The following is a 20,207-nucleotide window of genomic DNA, read 5'->3' as shown; positions in this document are numbered from 1 at the left end:
AACAGGGCAATTATGTTGAAGGCAATTCGCAACCGCTGGCAGCGCTGGGTGAATCGGCGTATTCCCCGGTCGGACCAGCGGGCATTCGGGCAGCGCAATATTTTTATCCTGCCCACGGGTGCGGGTGTTGTGTTCGCGATTCTGCTGCTGATCATGCTGATTACCGGCATCAACTACCAGAACAGCCTGATCTACCTGCTGACCTTTCTTCTGGGCGCCATCGTGGTGGCAGCCATGCACCAGACCCACCGCAATCTGTCCGGGCTTGAGCTCACGCTGATCCAGGCCGGTGAGGGTTTTGCAGGGGATATGATTCCTTTCCGACTGCGTGCGGTTTCGCCACGCCATGACACCCTGGCCCTGTCGCTTTCCTGCGATGACACGGTTCTTGACCAGCAGCACATACCGTCTGGTCAGCAGGCGGATCTCAACCTGGCTATTCCCTCGTACCGTCGCGGCTACCTTCAGCCAGACCGTATCCTGGTGGAGACCCGCTTTCCGTTTGGTCTGTTCAAAGCCTGGTCCTGGTTGCGGCCCGTGACATCCGGCATTGTCTATCCGAATCCCCTGGCTGCGCCGGAAGTTTTCAGTACCGTGCAGGACGGCGAGGAGCAGTCGAAATCCCGTTCCATTGACGGCAATGATCATGCGGATATACGCCCCTGGCGGGAAGGCGATATGAGCCAACGGGTTCAATGGAAGCGCTACGCGCGCACCGGGGAAATGGTCATCGCCGACTGGGAGGGGGAACAGGGTAGCCCTCACTGGCTCGATTACGAGGCTTTCGCAGGCGTGGATCGGGAACTGCGGCTGGGCTATCTGGCCCACCAGGTAATCGGGCGTTCTCGAAGCAACAGCCGTTTCGGGTTGAATCTGCCCGGCCAGGTTATAGAGCCGGATACCGGGGCAGCCCATACCAATCGGTGTCTCAGGGCGCTGGCGGTATTCGGCCTCGAGCAGCCGCGGGAAGGCGGGCCATTACCTTATGGCACCCGTGCTGGAGAGAGTACAAGGTCTGGCGGGCGTGCCGGCACGGAGGGGGTTGCATGAAGATGCCTCTTCGACGCTTTCGCTCTGCCGATGCAGACGCTTCCCCTGCGGAACTGGTATCTGGCAAGGCGCTTATCTGGTTGATCGCCAGCTTTGCACTGCTTCTGGTGCCCCAGTGGGACCGGCTGCCGGTTTGGCTGATTGGCAGTTGTGTGGTGCTTGCGGGCTGGCGCTGGCTGGCCCAGTCCGGGCGCCTGAGGTTGCCCGGCAAATGGTTGCGAAGCGGCATCATGCTTGCCCTGGTGGCGATCTACATTGCCACGGTTCAGGGGCGCTTCACGGTGGAGACGGCGTCGTCCTTCTTTGTGCTGGCGGTGGGTCTGAAATGGCTGGAAACCCGGTCGGTGCGGGATTTTTACGTGCTGTTTTTTATCCTGGTGTATCTCGCCACGGTGAATTTCCTGTTTCGTCAGGAGATCCACTGGAGTGTGATTAACCTCGCCGGTGTTGTCCTGTTGCTGGTCGGGCTGCAGGTTGTCAACGCACCGGACATCCCCGGGGCCATGAAAGCCGGCTGGCGGCGCCTGGGCATGATGCTGGTGAAAACGCTGCCGATCGTGGTGTTGCTGTTCGTGTTTTTCCCCCGTATGGCGCCGCTCTGGAGTGTTCCGCTGGTGTCAGGCGAGGCCCGCACGGGCATCAGCGACTCCATGACGCCTGGCGATATTTCCAGCCTGGCCCAGAGCAGCGAGCGGGCCTTCCGGGTTTCCTTCGGCGGGGACATCCCGGCCTATCGTGATCGCTATTGGCGTGGATTGATTCTGGACCGGCTCGATGGTGAAACCTGGGAGCAGGGTTTCGGGCGGCAGTTCCGCAGGCCCGGGAAGGTGTCCGTTGATGGCGGCGTGGGTGAGCTGGAATCGAACCAATACGATGTCCTGATGGAGCCCACGGATCAGACCTGGGCGTTCGCCCTGGAAAACTCCGAAGCGGTGTCCGACAACGTCAAACCCAGCGATGAGGGACTGTTCCGCTTCGACCGACCCGCCGACAGCTCGGTCAGGTACCGCATGGCCCTGACGGCAGCGGGTGACAGCGAGCAATACGGTGCCGACCCGGATAACGTGGATCGCTATCTTCAGTTGCCCCGCAGCGGCAATCCCAGGGCGAGGGAATTTGCGGAAAATCTTGCCGGTGAGTACGACGATCCCGAGGGCATAATCCGGCATCTGCTGGATCGTTTCCGGGAACAGGAATACTTCTACACCCTGCGCCCGCCTGCCATGCCGAACGACGGTATCGACGCGCTGTTGTTCGATGAAAAACGCGGGTTCTGTGCCCATTACGCAGGTGCCGCAACCTTTGTGCTCCGGGCTTCAGGCATTCCTGCACGGGTTGTGGTGGGCTACCAGGGTGGGGATTCCGGCGCCGGTGATGAATACCTGATCGTTCGCCAGTACGACGCCCACGCCTGGGTGGAAGCCTGGCTGCCAGGAGAGGGTTGGGTGCGAATGGATCCCACTGCTGCTATTGCGCCTCAACGGATTGAATCCGGCCTGCGGGATGCCATGGCGGAGGAAGGCTCGTTTCTGGAAGAAGACTGGACTTCGCCCCAGCGCTATGGCGATATGGCCATGCTCCAGTGGGCATCCCTGCAACTGGACCGGATGAACTACCACTGGCAGCGCTGGGTGGTAGGTTATCAGGGCCAGTCCCAGATGGACCTGATGTCGCGGTTGCCCGGCGGTATCGGCCTGCGGGAGCTTGGCTATATTACCGCTGGTCTCATTGGCGCGGCTCTTCTGCTGGCGGGGCTGATCACGGCCTGGCAGTACCGGCGCGGAGAAAGCCGGGATCCTTTCAGCCGCATAGTGACCCGCTGGCATCGTTTGTGCGACCGGGCTGGTGTGCCGGTTCGCCATGGTGAAACGCCTTCACAGCTGGCGTCGAGACTGTCCCGAGCGAAGCCCGCAGCGGCGGGAACGGCAACTGCTTTTGCCCGCATGATCAACAGACATTACTATGGCCAGGACTCCGGAGCCGGTAATCGCCGCGAACTGGAAAAAATGAAACGATTGCTGGCAACCATGAAACGACAGACCGACCGGCAACCACTGAAGGTGAATGAGTGAACACGTCCATAGCAACAATGGCCTGGCTGCAGGATAGCTGGGACAGGCTCATGCAGCGGATGACCGGAGGGCGGTTGCCCCATGCCTTGCTGGTGACCGGTGAACATGGTGTCGGCAAGCGCCTGTTTGCCAACGCCCTGGCGGGGTTGCTTGTCTGCGAAAGGCCGGACATGGACGGCGGCTCTCCCTGTGGCAGCTGCAAACAGTGTGAGCTGGTTGCTGCCGGCACGCACCCGGACATTCGTATCTATACCCCTGAGAAGTCCCGGATGATCAGGATCGATCAGATCCGCGCACTGTCTTCGTTTGCCGTGGGCTCGCCCCAGGTGGCAGCGCGCAAGGTGGCAATCATCGACCGCGCTGATCAGCTCAATATCAACTCGGCCAATGCCTTGCTGAAGACGCTTGAAGAGCCGGCTGACGATGTCACACTGGTGTTGCTGCAGGAGAGCGGAAGGCCTGTACTGCCCACCATCCGTTCCCGTTGCCAGAGCCTGTTGATTGGCACGCCCGGCCGGGAACAGGCAGCACAATGGCTGGTCGCAGCGGTGAAAGATCTTGACGATGACAGCCGCCCGACGCCGGAACAATGCGAAAAGGCCTTGGGTCTGGCAGCCAACGCTCCCCGGCTGGCTTTCGAATACGTCACCGGTGACTTCATTACCGTTCGGGACGAGGCCCTGGAAAATTTCCGGCGCTTCATGAAAGGCCAACTGTCTGTTGGCGAAGCAGCCAGACCTTTCAAAGCCATGGGCCTTGAAAGCGCGTTGTGGCTGTTCGAGGGATGGGCCGGAGACCTGGCGCGCATTGCCGCCGGTGGCCAACCCCGCGATGGAGAAGCGGCCGAGATGCTGACGTTCCTCGCCAATCACAACCCCGCCTGGCGGGCTCACGAACTCCTGGATGCCATTCATGAATCCCGGTCTGCCGGGGTCTACAATGTCAATCCGGAGCTTGAGGCGGGACGGTTACTGATTGCCTGGCAGAAACTCATGCCGGTGCGCCGCCAGACAGCAGGATAATTTACCCTGCCGGAGGTCTGGCAGGATGGGGCAGTTTTGAGCAACTACTGCTATGATTGCGAAATATCAGGAGTTTCCAGACTTCCGTCATCACACAGAGAGATAGGTGTTTACTATGGGGCCCGGTTTTGGCGCGCGCAGTGGCATTCTTACCCTGACCATCAAGGATAAAGCCGTGCTTTACGCGGCGTATATGCCTTATATACGGCAGGGCGGCCTGTTTATTCCCACGCAGAAGCAGTATCAGTTGGGCGATGAAGTTTTTCTGTTGCTGAACCTGATGGATGAACCCGAGAAGATTCCGGTAGCGGGCAAGGTGATCTGGATTACGCCCAAGGGTGCCCAGGGCAACCGGGCAGCCGGCATCGGAGTCCAGTTCAACGGTGACGACGAGACCGCCCGCACCAGGATCGAGTCCTATCTGGCGGGTTCACTGAGCTCGGACCGACCCACCCACACCATGTAAGCGTTTCAATGAATGATACAGCTCTCGATTCCCCTCCCGGTGCCACGGCCCCGTATCGGGAAACAGATTGGCCCCTGAACCACATCACCCTTGCGGGCCTGCATTGGCCTGCTGCCAGCAACACCAATAGCTGCCCTGTACTGATGCTTCACGGCTGGTTGGATAATGCCCTGTCTTTTGCGCGGCTGGCTCCGGAACTGACGGGACGAGGCCATGTCTATGCAATGGACATGGCGGGCCATGGGCATTCCGGTCATCGTCCGACTGGTCAGGGGTATCTGTTGGCGGACTATGTGGCGGATCTTGCCGAACTTGTGGAAACCCATTTCCGCACCAGTGGGCACTCACAGGTCGATCTTGTTGGCCACTCGCTCGGTGGTATTGTCAGTTTGCTCTACGCAGCAGCCTTTCCCGAGCGAGTTCGCAGGCTGGTGATGATAGACAGTCTCGGCCCGATCAGCCGTGCGCCGGAGGAAGTGGTTGGCCAGATGCGAAAAGCGATCGAAAAACGGATGACAGGTTCCGGCAAACACGTCGTATATCCTGACATGCAGGCGGCGGCCAAAGCCCGGCAGGGCGGAATGATTCCTCTCTCGCATGAGGCAGCATCAATGTTGATTGCCCGCAGCATGAAGCAGAAGGGCGATGGTTATGTATGGCGCACAGATCCGCGTTTGCGACATCCTTCCATGATAATGATGGACGAATCACAAGTGGAGGCATGTCTGGGTAAAGTTGTAACGCCAACCCGCTTCCTGAAAGCGGAAAAAGGCCTGCTTGCAAGCCGGCCGGAGTTGGCTTCACGAACCAATGCCATCACCAATCTTGACCTGGTTTCCGTTCCCGGAAGCCATCATTGCCATCTTGACGGCGATGTCGGGCCGGTTGTTGATGCAGTAAGAGGCTTTTTGAACGATGCAGAATAAGCGGATGTCGCGATTAGTAGTGTGTCTGGTGGTGTTTGTCGCAGGTGGATCGGGGCTTGCACACGCCCAGGTACCACCACCGGAAGCTTTCCCGGATGCGGATCTGGTTGAGGAGACCACCATTGACTCCCCCGGGCATATGGTGCTCTTCAGTCCTGTCAGGGAGGTCAATAATGAAATTCGGTCGGCAACCATGGAAAGGCTTCCGGTCAAGGGCGTGGGGCAACTGTATGAGGTCGTCAGGGGCGCCAACCGTGAGGAGGCCCGGGATCATTACATGCGGGAACTTCAGGCGCGCGGCGCACAGATCCTGTTCCAGTGCTCGGGCCGCAGCTGCGGGCGCAGCAACGTGTGGGCCAACCAGATTTTTGATCAGTCGAGCCTTTTAGGTCGGGATAACAAGCAGGATTACCTGGTAGCGGGCTCGATTGACGAAAACGGACAGCCCTGGGTGACGCTGGTTTACACCGTTACGCGGGGAAACCAGCGCGAGTATGTCTGGGTGGAGCATCTGGTCTCACCCCAGGGCACGCTGATTCCGGGTTTGGACAATGAAAGTGCGCGCATCAGGGGGCCCATTATTGTGCCCTGGGAGGGGAGCGTTACCTTCCGGTTTGACTGGACAGCGACAGACCGGCGGCTCATAAATGACTGGGCCGGGGAAGAGGAGGCCCGGGTAATCCTGACTGCCTATTCGCAATTGCAGGAAGACGAAAGCCTTGATGACTCCCTGGCGCGGGCGGAGGATGCTGCCAGTTCGCTGGCACGGGTGCTAGCCAAGAGCGGTGTTTCCGAGAGTCAGCAGACCACTATTACGATTGGCCCCACGGTCGTGATACCAGACCCTGACCGCCAGGGCGACCGGGTTGAAGTGATGGTAATTACCAGGTGAGAGGAATGAACAGGCCGACAGACTCCACACCAGAGGATGACGACGACAAGCCCAAAGAGGATATCGCGCAGATCGTGACCAGTACGGGCATCTCTGCCGCGCAATCCATCAGGGCGAAAGAAGGGGCTGCCACCGCCAGGCCGGGCAAAGGCAGAACCGTCGCACTGACACTGGGTAGTGGAGGTGCAAGAGGATATGCCCACATCGGTGCCATCGAGATACTGGTGGAACGTGGATACGAGATTATTGCCATCTCCGGATGTTCCATGGGGGCACTGATTGGTGGTGTGTTCGCCGCCGGGAAAATGAAAGACTACAAGGACTGGGTCACCGGCCTGGGCCAGTTTGATGTACTCAAACTGCTTGATGTGACGTTCAACTCGGTGGGAGCGATCCGCGGGGAGAAGATCTTTTCCGTGGTCCGGGAAATGATTGGTGATATCCGGATTCAAGACCTGCCGTTGGCATACACCGCGGTTGCAACAGATCTTCTGGCCCACAAGGAAATCTGGTTCCAGGAAGGCCCGCTTGATCAGGCCATCAGGGCTTCCGTGGCGATTCCCAGCGTGGTGACGCCACTGGTTCTAAATGGACGGGTGCTGGTTGACGGCGCTCTGCTGAATCCCTTGCCCATCATCCCTACGATTTCCTCCCACGCGGATATGGTTGTGGCCGTCAACCTCAGTGGCGAAGATGACCGCAGTCGCCGTCTTTCGGATGCCGTGTTTGCGAATACCGGAGACGAGGGTGCGGATCTGGACGAGTGGGTCGACAAGATCCGCGACAAGGCTTCCCGCTGGTTTGACTGGGATGCAATCAAGACCTTCACCGCAAGAAAGGACTCAGGTGTGCCGCCCGACTCCCCGGAAGAGAAAATCAGCAAGGCGGTTGCCAGGAACGAAAACCGGAAATCACCACCGGCCATCAAAACAGAACCGTCGAAGCAAAAGGATGACCACGAAACCATTGACTGGGATAAGCTGGGCATTGGTAAATTCGATGTGATGAACCTGACCATCGAAACCATGCAGAGTGCGCTGGTGCAATACAAGATCGCCGGGTATCCGCCGGATCTGCTTGTGAATATTCCCAAGAACGCAGGCCGCAGTTATGACTATCACAAGGCACCGGAACTGATCCAGCTGGGCCGTGAACGCATGGCAGCGGCCCTGGACCGCTATGAAGAGAACCGCAACAGCTCTGGCCCGATGGCGCTGTAATCATCGTAGCGGACGCGTATAATTCCGCTCTTTGATCATTTCCGGACAGGAAGAATGCTTGTGACCAGCCCCATTGATGACCTGCATACCGTGAGGGACTACCTGCGGTACGTTTCCTCGCGTTTCGCCGATTCGCCGCTGTTTTTTGGCCACGGCACCGACAATGTCTGGGATGAAGCGGTCCAGCTGGTTATGCGCAGCCTGCATCTGCCGCTTGAGAACAACACCCTGTTTCTGGATGCACGCCTGACACGGAACGAGCGCCAGCTGATTGTGGAGCGTATGGAACGTCGCATCGAAGAGCGCGTCCCCCTGGCGTATCTGCTGGGTGAGGCCTGGTTCATGGGATTGCCTTTCCACGTGGATGAACGGGTTCTGGTGCCCAGATCACCGCTGGGAGAACTGATCGAGAGCGGCTTGCAGCCCTGGCTGGGGGAGCACGAGGTTGGCAGGATGCTGGATCTGTGCACCGGCAGTGGCTGCATCGGTATTGCAGCGGCCACGGTGTTCGAAGAGGCGAAAGTGGACCTGTCGGACATTTCGCCCGATGCCCTTGAGGTGGCTGCGGCAAACATCGAGTATCATGAGGTCGGCGATCGGGTCAGAGCTCTCCGTTCGGATGTGTTCGAGGGCATCAATGGCCGTTACGATGTCATCCTTAGCAACCCGCCTTACGTAGATGCTGAGGACATAGCAGATATGCCGGCAGAATACGGCCACGAGCCGGAACTGGGTCTGGCCGCAGGTGGCGACGGCCTGGACATCGCCCACAGGATCCTTGCCGGTGCGGCGGAGCACCTCAACCCCGGCGGTTTGCTGATCGTTGAGGTGGGAAACAGCTGGCCGGCGCTTCAGGAGGCCTATCCTGATCTGCCTTTCACCTGGCTGGAATTCGAGAACGGTGGTGACGGGGTGCTCCTGTTAACTGCTGAAGATCTAAATTAAGAACCCTGGATAAGATACTGAATCATGTCGGGAAATAGCTTCGGAAAATTGTTTACGGTCACCAGTTTTGGTGAAAGCCATGGCGCTGCGCTGGGATGCATCATTGATGGCTGTCCTCCAGGGCTGGAACTGTCTGAAGAGGATATGCAGCGGGATCTGGACCGCCGTAAGCCTGGCATGTCGCGGCACACAACCCAGCGGCGCGAAGCGGATGAGGTAAGAATCCTGTCAGGTGTGTTCGAGGGCAAAACCACTGGTACGCCCATTGGCCTGGTGATTGAGAATACCGACCAGCGCTCGAAGGACTATTCCAAGATCTCCGAGCAGTTCCGTCCGGCCCATGCCGATTACACCTATATGCATAAATACGGCGTGCGGGACTATCGCGGTGGCGGTCGTTCTTCGGCGCGGGAAACGGCTATGCGAGTCGCCGCAGGCGCGGTTGCCCGTAAATTCCTGGAGCAGCGCCTGGGCATCAGGATTCGCGGCTACCTTTCACAGCTCGGTCCGATAAAAATCGAGAAGCTGGACTGGGAGCAAGTCGACCAGAACCCGTTCTTCTGCCCGGATGCTGACAAGGTCGCAGAAATGGAAGCCTACATGGACGCTCTGCGCAAAGAGGGTAACTCCATCGGTGCCCGCATCAATGTCGTCGCCGAGGGTGTTCCTCCGGGGCTGGGTGAGCCGGTCTTCGATCGCCTGGATGCAGACCTGGCCCACGCAATGATGAGCATCAATGCGGTGAAAGGCGTGGAGATCGGGGCGGGCTTTGGCTGCATTGACCAGAAGGGCACTGTGCACCGGGATGAGCTGACGCCTGAAGGGTTCCTGTCCAATCATGCGGGCGGTGTTCTCGGTGGTATTTCCTCCGGGCAGCCGATCCTGGCCAGCATTGCGTTGAAGCCGACATCCAGTCTGAGGTTGCCGGGGCGGAGTATTGATGTTCATGGCAATCCGGTGGAGGTGATCACAACCGGGCGGCATGACCCCTGCGTCGGGATTCGGGCCACGCCGATTGCAGAAGCAATGATGGCCATCGTGCTGATGGATCACTACCTGCGCCATCGCGGCCAGAATGGGGATGTTTCCGTCTCAACCCCGGACATCGGCCAGGCCTGATAGGCCAGCACCCGGTAGGTCGATGAGCCAAAGGCGTAATCCGACGACTGACATTGGTGCACGCCGCGGCAAGCAGGGCCTCTCAAAACACGCCGCAAGTACATCCATGTAGGCTCGGTCGGGCCATCCCTGGCCCTCCACGGTTTTGAGAGGCCCTGCCTGCCACGGCGGTCGGACTTCTGTGATAACTCATTGGAGAATTCCTATCTACTGGCGTCTTTCCAACCTCTACTTCTGGTTCTTCGCTCTCCTGGGCGGTTTACTGCCGTACTGGTCGCTTTACCTGGAAGGTCGCGGTTTTTCCTATCTGGAAATCGCCACCCTGATGGCAACGATCCAGTTGACCAAGATCGTGGCCCCCAGCGTCTGGGGCTGGCTGGGAGACAGAACCGGGCAGCGGGTCCGGCTGGTGCGGTTCGGAGCGATTACCGGTTCGTTGTTTTTCGCTGGTGTGTTCATGGAGCCCGGGTTCTACGGCCTGTTGCTGGTGATGCTGGCGTTCACGTTTTTCTGGAACGCCATTCTTCCGCTGTACGAAGTGATTACCCTGCGGTCGCTGGGCACCCAGCGGGACAAGTACGGCAAGGTTCGGTTGTGGGGCTCTGTTGGTTTTATCGGTGCTGTTGCGCTGGTGGGTGGGATCCTGGAGCTTGTGCCGATCAATCTTTTGCCCTGGTTGCTGCTGCCGGTGTTTGCGGGGATTGCGGTGTCGGCGTTTCTGGTGCCGTCGGAGCGGGGTGAGCGCAAGCCGCCTGCGCCCAAGGGGAGTCTGAAGGCGATTGTGACGCACCCGGCAGTGGTGACGTTTTTCCTGATGAATTTCCTGCTGCAGGTGTCTCACGGGGCCTATTACACGTTTTTCAGTATTCACCTTGAGCAGCACGGTTACGGCAAGCTGGCGATCGGGTTGTTGTGGTCATTGGGGGTTCTGGCGGAGATCGGGTTGTTCCTGGTGATGCACAAGCTGACCCGGAATTTTACCGTGCGGCAGATTGCCATTGCGGCGCTGGCCCTGACGATGGTCCGTTGGGTGCTGATCGCGGAGGTAACGGATGTGCTGGCCGTGCTGATTTTTGCGCAGTTGCTGCATGCCGCTTCCTACGGCGCTCTTCACGCCATTTCCGTGCAGTACATCCAGGGATTCTTCGGTCAGCATCATCACGGCCAGGGCCAGGCGTTGTACAGCGGGCTGACGTTTGGTGCCGGTGGCGCTATCGGCGCCTGGATGTCGGGCTTTCTGGTGGATGGTTTCAGTACTTCCGCCGCGTTCTGGGGTGGGGCGATTGCGATGGGGATCGCCATTGTCATTACCTGGCGAGGCCTGAGGCCGCCACCGGAGCATTGACCGGCACTATTTAAGCTCGGACGCTATGTCCAGTAACGCACGGGCCTGGGGGCTCAGTGACCGGCCTTTGAGGCCCACGCCGCCGAGGATACGGCTGACGGAGTGGGGTACGGACAGTACAGTGAGAGAATCATCCACCATGCTCACCGGTAATACACTCCATCCCAGCCCGACACTGGCCATCATCTTGATGGTTTCCAGGTAGTTGGTGGGCATCTGGATTTTCAGGGGCAGGCCGGCATCGAGAAACAGGCGGCTGATGGTGCGATAGGTGGCGGTTCCCGCTTCCGGCAACAGGGCATCGTAACTGGACAGGTCGTCCAGCCCCGGATGCTCCAGTGAAGCCAGTGGATGTTCCGGCGATACCACAAACGCCATGTCATCCTCCCAGCGCACGTACACCTCGAACGCCTGGTCCATACTCTCGCTGAGAGTCACAAACGCCAGTTCCGCGGTGCGTTTACGCATCTGCCCGAAGGCGCTCTCGGAATCCATAAACTGCAGTTCCAGTGACACATCCGGATAATCGCGGTTCAGCCGCCGCAGCCAGGCTGGCAGGTGATGCAGCCCGATGTGGTGGCTCGCTATGACCGAGAGCTCTCCGGAAACCGAACCCTCCCGCTCCGAAAGCGCCTGTCGGGCATTGTGCACCTCATCCAGAATCCGCCGCGCATGGGGCAGCAGGCGCGCACCCGCATCCGTCAGCCGGACCTGTCGGTTACTCCGGTCAATCAACTTCGTGCCCAGCTGGTTCTCAAGCGCGGCCAGGCGTTTGCTGATTGCCGGCTGCGTCAGGTGTAACAGCTCTGCGGCCTCTGAGAATGACTCCTGATCTACTATGGTCAGGAATGCTTTTAGTGCGTTTGCGTCCATGGTGTATGCCTTTTGACTTCTTGTTATGGAGAAGGTCGCATGCCGGGAAGCTTAATATGCCAAACCAGAATGAACAACATAAAAAACATGAATTGAGGTTATTCAGAGGTAAGAGGTAAGATAGGGAATATAGTGGTAAAACCAGAAACCCCCAGAGAGTGAGAGAGAACATGGCGGGCAAGACTTTATACGACAAATTATGGGACGACCATCTCGTCAAGCAGCGGGAGGACGGCTCCGCGTTGATCTACATTGACCGGCACCTGCTCCACGAAGTGACCTCGCCACAGGCCTTTGAAGGCCTGCGCCTGGCCGGTCGCAAGCCCTGGCGGCTGGATGCCAACCTGGCGACACCGGATCACAACGTACCGACGACAGATCGCGCCCGTGGCGTGGAAGGCATTGTCGATCCGGTGTCGCGGATCCAGGTGGAAACCCTGGACAAGAACTGTGACGAGTTCGGGATTCTTGAGTTCAAGATCAAGGACCAGCGCCAGGGTATCGTGCATGTGATCGGGCCCGAGCAGGGTGCGACGTTGCCGGGGATGAGTATCGTGTGTGGCGATTCCCACACCTCGACACACGGTGCGTTCGGCTGCCTGGCCCACGGTATCGGTACATCGGAAGTTGAGCATGTGCTGGCGACCCAGTGCCTGGTTCAGCAGAAGATGAAGAACATGCTGGTGAAGGTGAACGGCAAGCTCGGGCCGGGTGTGACCGGCAAAGACGTTGTGCTGGCCATCATCGGCAAGATTGGCACGGCGGGTGGCACCGGCCACGCCATCGAGTTTGGTGGAGAGGCGATTCGTGACCTTTCCATGGAAGCCCGCATGACCATCTGCAATATGTCCATTGAGGCCGGTGCCCGGGTGGGTATGGTTGCGGTGGACCAGACCACGATCGATTACGTGAAAGATCGCCCGTTTGCGCCCAATGGCGAGATGCGGGACAGGGCCATTGAATACTGGAAAACACTGCACAGTGATGATGACGCGGTGTTCGACAAGGTCGTCGAGCTTGAGGGCTCCGAGATCATGCCGCAGGTAAGCTGGGGCACCTCTCCGGAAATGGTGGCCGGTGTTGGCGGCAACGTGCCTGATCCGGAGGCGGAAGCAGATCCCATCAAGCGGGAAGGCATTGTCCGTGCCCTGAAATACATGGGCCTCAAACCCAATATGCCAATTGCCGAGATCAGGCTGGACCGGGTGTTTATCGGCTCCTGCACCAACAGTCGCATTGAGGATCTTCGTGAAGCTGCGGCCGTGGTAAAAGGCCGCAAGGTGTCGCCATTGCTCAAGCAGGCCATGGTGGTTCCGGGTTCAGGCCTGGTGAAGGTTCAGGCTGAACAGGAAGGGCTGGACAAGGTCTTTATCGAGGCCGGTCTTGAGTGGCGGGACCCGGGCTGTTCCATGTGCCTGGCCATGAACGCCGACAAGCTGGGGCAGGGGGAACATTGTGCGTCTACCTCCAACCGTAATTTCGAGGGCCGCCAGGGGTTCGGTGGGCGTACCCACCTGGTGAGCCCGGCGATGGCGGCAGCTGCGGCGATCAACGGCCATTTCGTTGATGTCCGCGAGATGATGAACTGATCCACAGGAGAGACACCATGCGAGCGTTAAAGCAACACCAGGGCATCGTCGCCCCCATGGACCGGTCCAATGTGGATACGGACATGATTATTCCCAAGCAGTTTCTGAAGTCCATCAAGCGCACGGGTTTCGGGCCCAACCTGTTTGATGAGCTGCGTTACCTGGATGAGGGCAAGCCCGACCAGGACAGTTCGCAACGACCCATCAATCCTGACTTTGTTCTCAACCAGGATCGTTACAAGAATGCCAGTGTACTGCTGGCCCGTCGCAATTTCGGCTGCGGCTCCAGCCGTGAGCACGCCCCCTGGGCTCTGGAAGATTTTGGCTTTCAGGTTGTCATAGCACCCAGTTTTGCCGATATTTTCTACAACAATTGCTTTAAGAATGGATTGTTACCCATTGTTCTTTCAGAAGATATCGTGGACCAGCTGTTCCGCGAGACTGAGGCAGAGGAAGGCTATCAGCTGTCCATTGATCTGGAAGCAAAAACGGTTACCACTCCGTCCGGTGAGTCATTCACGTTCGAAGTGGATGATTTCCGGCGCCATTGCCTGCTGAACGGCCTGGACGATATTGGCGTGACGCTTGAGGATGCAGAGGCCATCAAAGCGTACGAAGCGTCCAGGCGGGAAACGGCGCCCTGGTTGTTCAGGGCCGGTGGTTAAGATCGCAAACCGGAGGTCGGATTCGCCGCAGGCGTAATCCGACAACGTAAAATTTTCAAAGGAAACACAATGTCCAGAACTATCCTCATGCTCCCGGGCGACGGCATCGGCCCGGAAATTGTCGCGGAAGCCGAGAAGGTACTGCACAGGATCAACGAGAAATTCAGCCTGGGTCTTGATTTTGAATCTGCACTGGTAGGTGGTGCGGCTATTGACGAGCACGATACGCCTTTACCGGACGAGACCCTGGCGAAAGCCCGCAAGGCCGATGCTATTGTGCTGGGCGCTGTTGGCGGCCCGCAGTGGGACAGCCGCCCGATGGCCAGTCGCCCTGAGAAGGGGCTTTTGGGGCTGCGCTCCAATCTGGAGCTGTTTGCCAATCTGCGCCCGGCGATTCTCTATCCCCAGCTGGCGTCGGCGTCCTCACTGAAGCCGGAAGTGGTCTCCGGGCTGGATATCATGATTGTGCGTGAACTGACCGGCGGCATCTATTTCGGTCAGCCACGTGGAGTGCGTGAACTGGAGAGTGGAGAGCGCCAGGGTTACAACACCTACGCCTACACCGAATCGGAAATTCGTCGTATTGGCCGGGTGGCATTTGAGGCTGCCCAGCAGCGGGGCAAAAAACTGTGTTCCGTGGACAAAGCCAATGTGCTGGAAGTCACTGTTCTGTGGCGGGAAATCATGGAAGACCTGCGCCGGGAATACCCCGACGTCGAGCTCTCCCATATGTACGTTGATAACGCCGCCATGCAGCTGGTACGAGCGCCCAAACAGTTCGATGTGATTGTGACTGGCAACATGTTTGGTGATATTCTTTCCGACGAAGCGGCAATGCTGACAGGCTCCATCGGTATGCTGCCGTCTGCTTCCCTGAACTCCGAGAAGCAGGGCATGTACGAGCCGTGTCACGGTTCAGCGCCAGATATTGCGGGCAAGGGCATTGCCAATCCGCTGGCTACAATTCTCAGTGCAGCCATGATGCTGCGTTACAGTCTCGGCGAGGAAAAAGCGGCAGAGGCTATTGAAGCGGCGGTCAGCCAGGTGCTGGATCAGGGCCTGAGAACAGCGGACATCATGTCGGCCGAGGGCCGGAAAGTGTCGACCCGGGAGATGGGAGACGCGGTTCTGGCAGCACTCTGAGGCCGGTAATTTTTTGAGACCCGACGGCAACGCGATGCTGTTGTCGCGGGATCATCCATCCTGTCCCTGCCAGCGATAAAGGCAGCGGGCGGGCATAAAACGAGGTTCAAAGGTCGCACATGAAGCGAGTTGGACTTATTGGCTGGCGCGGTATGGTGGGCTCTGTCCTCATGCAGCGCATGCGTGAAGAAAACGATTTTGCGGATATCGAACCGATCTTCTTTACCACGTCCCAGGCCGGCAAACCGGCGCCGGATGTGGGCAAGGAGGGTGTGCCTGCGCTCCAGGATGCCTTCGATATCGACACCCTCAAAACCCTGGACGTGGTCGTCACCTGTCAGGGCGGGGATTACACCGGTGCGGTGTACCAGAAGCTCCGTGATGCCGGATGGCAGGGTTACTGGATTGATGCCGCTTCCACGCTGCGGATGGTCGATCACTCGGTGATCGTTCTGGATCCGGTCAATCGTAACGTTATAGATGAAGCCCTTGCGAAAGGCGTTAAAGACTATGTTGGTGGCAACTGCACCGTCAGCCTGATGATGCTGGCCCTCGGGGGGCTTCTGGAGCAGGACCTGATCGAATGGGTGTCGCCGATGACCTACCAGGCGGCTTCCGGCTCGGGCGCGCAGAATATGCGTGAACTGCTTAACCAGATGGGTGAACTCAAGGATGCCGTTGGCGGCGAGTTGGCCGACCCGTCATCCGCCATTCTCGAAATTGACCGCAAGGTCACCGAAACCATGCGCTCTGACGGTTTTCCCACTGAGCACTTCGAAGTGCCACTGGCAGGCAGCCTGATCCCGTTCATCGACAAGCAACTCGATAACGGCATGAGCAAGGAAGAGTGGAAAGCCGGCGTGGAGACCAACAAGATTCTTGGTCGCAGCGACAACCCCATTCCCATTGATGGTATCTGTGTTCGCATCGGTGCCATGCGCTCCCACAGCCAGGCACTGACCATCAAGTTGAAGAAGGACCTGCCGATAGCCGAAATAGAGTCGATTCTGGCGAAAGCCAACGACTGGGTGAAGGTGATTCCCAACGAGCGTGATGCCACCATTCAGGAATTGACCCCGGCGAAGGTGACCGGAACCCTGAGTGTTCCCATTGGCCGCATCCGCAAGCTTGCCATGGGCCCGGAGTATATCTCCGCGTTTACGGTAGGGGATCAGTTGCTTTGGGGTGCCGCTGAGCCCCTTCGTCGGATGCTTCGCATTCTTCAGGAGAAGTAACTCGGTCCGCAGCAGGCAAGATTATGCCAACTGCGTCCGGTTTCAGAGAACCGATAAGGGGCGGAGGCTGAAATACGCCTCCGCCCCTGTTATTTTCGGAAGCGTTTTGTGCATGTTTCTGTTCCGGTGGTCTAGACTCTGGCTGATCAATGGAACCGGATCATCGTTGTGTAACAATATGTTCCCAACCATTTATGAAAAAATGGTGCAAGGACTGCGGCTGATTGATTGATAAAAGAGGTATTATCAACAATACTTGCGCAACTGAATATTAAAAACATTACATAATAACGACAGTAATCAAGACGGAAGTCATCCAACCTCGTCCGATATCTGTTCCAAAGAACAGTAACGAATAACGGAGACTGGTAAGGAAAAAGCATGAAGGTACGCAAGCTTGCGGTTGCTCTGGCTCTGGCGGGAGGGCTCGGTTCCGGCGTCGCACAGGCCCTGGGTCTGGGAGAAATCGAATTACAGTCCTATCTGAATGAGCCTCTGGACGCAGAGATCAATCTGCGCAAAAGCGAGGGAGTTGACCCCGACGATGTGTTTGTAAACATCGCGTCCGAATCAGCCTATCAACGGGTTGGTATCGACCGGAACTATTTCCTTACCAAACTGGATTTCGAGGTGACGACGGCCAGTGATGGCAGCCTCGTAGTCAATGTCTCCTCAAGGGAACCCCTACGGGAGCCCTATCTTAATTTCCTGCTGGAAGTGACCTGGCCCAATGGCCGGCTAATGCGCGAATACGCAGTTCTGGTTGATCCACCCGTCTACGCCGAGGATTCCGGGGTAGAAGAAGAAGTTTCAGCCCCTGCCACTCGTCAGGCGTCGCAGACGTCACAGCAGCAAGCAGAACCTGAACCCGAACCTGAACCTCAGGCAAGGGCTCAGGAGCCCAGCCAAACCACGTCCCAGCGTGGCCGTAGCCTTGGGCCCACAGGGCCGTCAGATACCCTGTGGAACATTGCCGCAAGTGTTCGCCCGGACAACAGCGTATCCATGCAGCAGGTGATGCTGGCATTGCAGGAACTGAACCCGGATGCGTTTATTGGCGGTAATATCAACCGTCTCAAGCGCGGCGAAGTCCTGCGGGTACCGGATATAGAGGATATTCGCAGCCGGTCCCGTGCCGAGGCCAATCGCCAGGTTGCAGCACAGAACGAAGCATTTTCGACTCCTGAACGCACGGTAGACGCCACTGAAGAGACAGCGGATGCGCAGGTCGCTTCCGGGCAGGCAGGCCAGGGCGAAACCGGAGGCGACGAGTTGAGATTGCTGGCCAGCGATGACAGCGATTCCCGCGATACCGATGAGGGTGGTTCCGCCGGCGGAGATGGCGACACCTCCGGTGGCGCAGATGCCGGTTCTGCCGTTGCCATGGAAGAGCTTGAAAGCGCTCGTCGTGAAAACGAGGAACTTACCGGCCGTGTTGACGACCTGCAGGAGCAGGTAGAGACGCTCCAGCGACTGCTGGAACTCAAGAACACCCAGCTTGCGGAAATCCAGCAGGGCGATGGCGAGAGCGAGAGCGACGGAGAGCAACCCGCTGATGAGCCTGGGGAAGAACCCCTTGCAGATCAGGTAGCGGATGAGGACGTCGAAGCAGAGGCAGGCTCTGAAGCTGAGCTTGCGGAGGGGGAAACTGAAGAATCCGATGCGGTCAACGCCGATGCTGCCGATGCCGATGAAACTGCAGATGATCAGCTGGCAACTGCCGCAGGTGACGAGGAAACCAACGAGGCAGAAATGCCGGCGACGGATGATCCTGCTGAGGATACTGCAGATGCCTCAGACACCGCCGGCACAGAAGCTGATGACGAACGCGAGGAAGAGGCGGACGTGGCAGCGCCTGCTTCTGAGCAGCCTGATCAGGAACCTTCGACTCCTCCGGCACAGCCTGACAAGGGCTTCCCGGACAATATCATCAGTGCCATCACCAACAATTCGATGTACCAGATCGCCCTGGGTGGCGGCCTGGTGATCCTGCTTTTGCTCCTGCTGTTGCTGGCCCGTCGTAACGCCAATCGTGAAAAGGCGTTCTACGATGAACTCAACGCTGGAACTGAGGGCGAGACGGATTCTTTCGATCTGACACTGGATGATGAGCCAGGCGCTGAAAGCCCGGATGATGACCCGCTGGCTGAAGCGGATGCCTACATTGCTTATGGCCGGATGGATCAGGCTGCCCAGTCGCTTGAGACTGCCATTTCACGCGAGCCCAGCCGAACTGATCTGCGCCTGAAACTGCTCGGTGTTTACGCGGATAACCAGGACCGGGCGTCATTCGACAAGCAACTGAGTGAAGTCGAGACACTGGAAGATGAGCAGGCCATCGCCGAAGCTCATCAGCTGCGGTCGCGTCTGGATGAGGCTGAGTCAATGCCCAGCATTGATGACCTCGAGTCTCAGCTGAGATCAGACTCCTATGAGACTGCCGGCTCGTCCGAGGACACGCTTTCCGAAGAGCTTGAGGCGGACCGCTATGAGTCCCGTGCAGGTGAGGAAGAGGAAGACGAGTTCGGTAGCCTGGAAACAGACTTTTCCGAGCTGGATCTTGATGAGCAGGAAGAAGCGGAAGCCGCCAGCGAATCCGGTCCCGATGACCCGATCGAGTACGATCTCTCCGGAATCGAAGATTCAACCGACGAGCAGCAGGATACGCTTGCGGAAGAAACCCCGGAAACCGCGAGCGAGACAGAGACCGACGATCTCACCGATGATTCGTTCGATTTCACCCTGGAAGACGAGACCCCTGAAGAAACCGTGAAAGACGGTGACGATGAAGACCTGGGCCTCGAGCTTGATGATCTGGAAGCCGAACTGGAGACCGCCGAGGGCCAAACAGCCGCTGGGGAAGATGAGTCTGACGAATTCGATTCGCTGGAACTCGACGAGACTCTCGATGAAGGTCTCGATGAGGCTGAGGTGGAAGCGTCTGAGTCTGAAGTCACTGAAGCTGCGGAACGTGGGCCAGAAGAAGATGGTCTTCAGGAAAGCGATCTGGATTCACTGGATGAGTCGTTCCTCGATGAACTGGACGCCGAACTGGACAAGGTTGCCAGTGACGACGAAGCTTCTGCTGGCAGCAATGAAAATGAGCTGGACGATCTGGAGCTTGATGTTTCGGACGAGGACCTTGCTCTGATGGAGGAGTTCGCGGATACCGGCGATAGTGCAGGCACCGAGGGAATTGACATGGAAGACGACTCCGAAGCATCACTTGATGATGAACTGGGCCTGGAAGACGCGCTGAGCGGAGAAGAGCCTGCAGACCCGGAAGAGACGGTGGAAGGTGCCGAGGCGGTTGAAGAAGAGCTGCCTGACGCCCGTGATGTCGCCGAGGAAGAACCTCCGGTTGCGTCTGCTGCCACTTCTTCAAAGTCGGCGGACATTGATGAATCGGATCTCGGCGATGACGATGACTTCGACTTCCTTTCCGGAACCGACGAGGCGTCCACCAAGCTGGATCTGGCCCGAGCCTACGTTGAAATGGGTGATGTGGACGGAGCCCGGGATATCCTGGAGGAAGTCGCACTGGAAGGAAACGAGGAGCAGAAAGCAGAAGCGCAGGATCTCCTTAAAAATCTTTCCTGATTCGTTATAATCAGGACCAGAAGCGCAAAACGCCGGCTACCGGGC

At 58.2% G+C, this 20,207-nt stretch carries 16 protein-coding genes; 15 read left to right on the top strand and 1 reads right to left on the bottom strand.

The window, feature by feature from the left end; all coding sequences use genetic code 11:
• The first annotated feature begins 12 nt into the window (after positions 1-12).
• The 10 genes from ACESMB_RS07960 (at position 13) to ACESMB_RS07915 (ending at position 11,057) form a co-directional block, all read left to right on the top strand.
• Entirely contained in the window at positions 13-1,050 is a 1,038-nt protein-coding gene (locus ACESMB_RS07960; protein WP_372925992.1) for a DUF58 domain-containing protein, read from the top strand.
• The gene (locus ACESMB_RS07955; RefSeq protein WP_372971274.1) at positions 1,047-3,122 is read left to right on the top strand and encodes a transglutaminaseTgpA domain-containing protein; all 2,076 of its coding nucleotides are present in this window, start codon (positions 1,047-1,049) and stop codon (positions 3,120-3,122) included. Before ACESMB_RS07960 ends, ACESMB_RS07955 begins: the two co-directional genes overlap by 4 nt.
• Before the next feature lie 17 nt (positions 3,123-3,139).
• Positions 3,140-4,144 (top strand): DNA polymerase III subunit delta', encoded by a 1,005-nt coding sequence (gene holB, locus ACESMB_RS07950; RefSeq protein ID WP_372925999.1) that lies wholly within the window; start codon positions 3,140-3,142, stop codon positions 4,142-4,144.
• Positions 4,145-4,259: 115 nt separating this feature from the next.
• Complete coding sequence (locus ACESMB_RS07945) at positions 4,260-4,610, top strand: PilZ domain-containing protein (RefSeq protein ID WP_372925990.1); 351 nt, start codon at positions 4,260-4,262, stop codon at positions 4,608-4,610.
• An 8-nt stretch (positions 4,611-4,618) separates the two neighbouring features.
• Positions 4,619-5,536: an alpha/beta fold hydrolase gene (locus tag ACESMB_RS07940; RefSeq protein ID WP_372925989.1), complete on the top strand. Its 918-nt coding sequence runs from the start codon at positions 4,619-4,621 to the stop codon at positions 5,534-5,536.
• Positions 5,537-5,540: 4 nt separating this feature from the next.
• Positions 5,541-6,428 (top strand): DUF4892 domain-containing protein, encoded by an 888-nt coding sequence (locus ACESMB_RS07935; RefSeq protein WP_372925988.1) that lies wholly within the window; start codon positions 5,541-5,543, stop codon positions 6,426-6,428.
• Positions 6,429-6,433: 5 nt separating this feature from the next.
• On the top strand, positions 6,434-7,648 hold the full coding sequence (locus ACESMB_RS07930; RefSeq protein ID WP_372971273.1) for a patatin-like phospholipase family protein: 1,215 nt from the start codon (positions 6,434-6,436) through the stop codon (positions 7,646-7,648).
• Positions 7,649-7,702: 54 nt separating this feature from the next.
• On the top strand, positions 7,703-8,593 hold the full coding sequence (gene prmB / locus ACESMB_RS07925) for a 50S ribosomal protein L3 N(5)-glutamine methyltransferase (protein ID WP_372971272.1): 891 nt from the start codon (positions 7,703-7,705) through the stop codon (positions 8,591-8,593).
• A 24-nt stretch (positions 8,594-8,617) separates the two neighbouring features.
• Positions 8,618-9,712 carry a chorismate synthase gene (aroC, locus tag ACESMB_RS07920; protein WP_372925985.1) on the top strand — a complete coding sequence of 365 codons (1,095 nt, stop codon included), beginning with the start codon at positions 8,618-8,620 and terminating at the stop codon, positions 9,710-9,712.
• A 181-nt stretch (positions 9,713-9,893) separates the two neighbouring features.
• Positions 9,894-11,057, top strand: coding sequence for an MFS transporter (locus ACESMB_RS07915; RefSeq protein WP_372971271.1), 1,164 nt, complete (start codon positions 9,894-9,896; stop codon positions 11,055-11,057).
• Positions 11,058-11,063: 6 nt separating this feature from the next.
• Here ACESMB_RS07915 and ACESMB_RS07910 read toward each other — a convergent pair whose 3' ends face one another.
• Positions 11,064-11,930 (bottom strand): LysR family transcriptional regulator, encoded by an 867-nt coding sequence (locus tag ACESMB_RS07910; protein WP_372925983.1) that lies wholly within the window; start codon positions 11,928-11,930, stop codon positions 11,064-11,066.
• Between the two features lie 170 nt (positions 11,931-12,100).
• Between ACESMB_RS07910 and leuC the strand changes: the two genes are divergently transcribed.
• The 5 genes from leuC (at position 12,101) to ACESMB_RS07885 (ending at position 20,162) form a co-directional block, all read left to right on the top strand.
• Positions 12,101-13,519: a 3-isopropylmalate dehydratase large subunit gene (leuC, locus tag ACESMB_RS07905; RefSeq protein WP_372925982.1), complete on the top strand. Its 1,419-nt coding sequence runs from the start codon at positions 12,101-12,103 to the stop codon at positions 13,517-13,519.
• A gap of 17 nt (positions 13,520-13,536) precedes the next feature.
• Positions 13,537-14,184: a 3-isopropylmalate dehydratase small subunit gene (gene leuD, locus ACESMB_RS07900; protein ID WP_372925981.1), complete on the top strand. Its 648-nt coding sequence runs from the start codon at positions 13,537-13,539 to the stop codon at positions 14,182-14,184.
• Between the two features lie 69 nt (positions 14,185-14,253).
• Positions 14,254-15,327: a 3-isopropylmalate dehydrogenase gene (leuB, locus tag ACESMB_RS07895; RefSeq protein WP_372925980.1), complete on the top strand. Its 1,074-nt coding sequence runs from the start codon at positions 14,254-14,256 to the stop codon at positions 15,325-15,327.
• Positions 15,328-15,446: 119 nt separating this feature from the next.
• Complete coding sequence (gene asd / locus ACESMB_RS07890) at positions 15,447-16,562, top strand: aspartate-semialdehyde dehydrogenase (RefSeq protein ID WP_372925979.1); 1,116 nt, start codon at positions 15,447-15,449, stop codon at positions 16,560-16,562.
• 381 nt (positions 16,563-16,943) lie between these two features.
• Positions 16,944-20,162 (top strand): FimV/HubP family polar landmark protein, encoded by a 3,219-nt coding sequence (locus tag ACESMB_RS07885; protein ID WP_372971270.1) that lies wholly within the window; start codon positions 16,944-16,946, stop codon positions 20,160-20,162.
• Positions 20,163-20,207: the final 45 nt, after the last annotated feature.

This window comes from Marinobacter sp., assembly GCF_041686475.1.
Lineage (GTDB): Bacteria > Pseudomonadota > Gammaproteobacteria > Pseudomonadales > Oleiphilaceae > Marinobacter.
The sequence above is the reverse complement of the archived record's forward strand: the minus strand, read 5'-3'. Positions and strand labels throughout refer to the sequence as shown.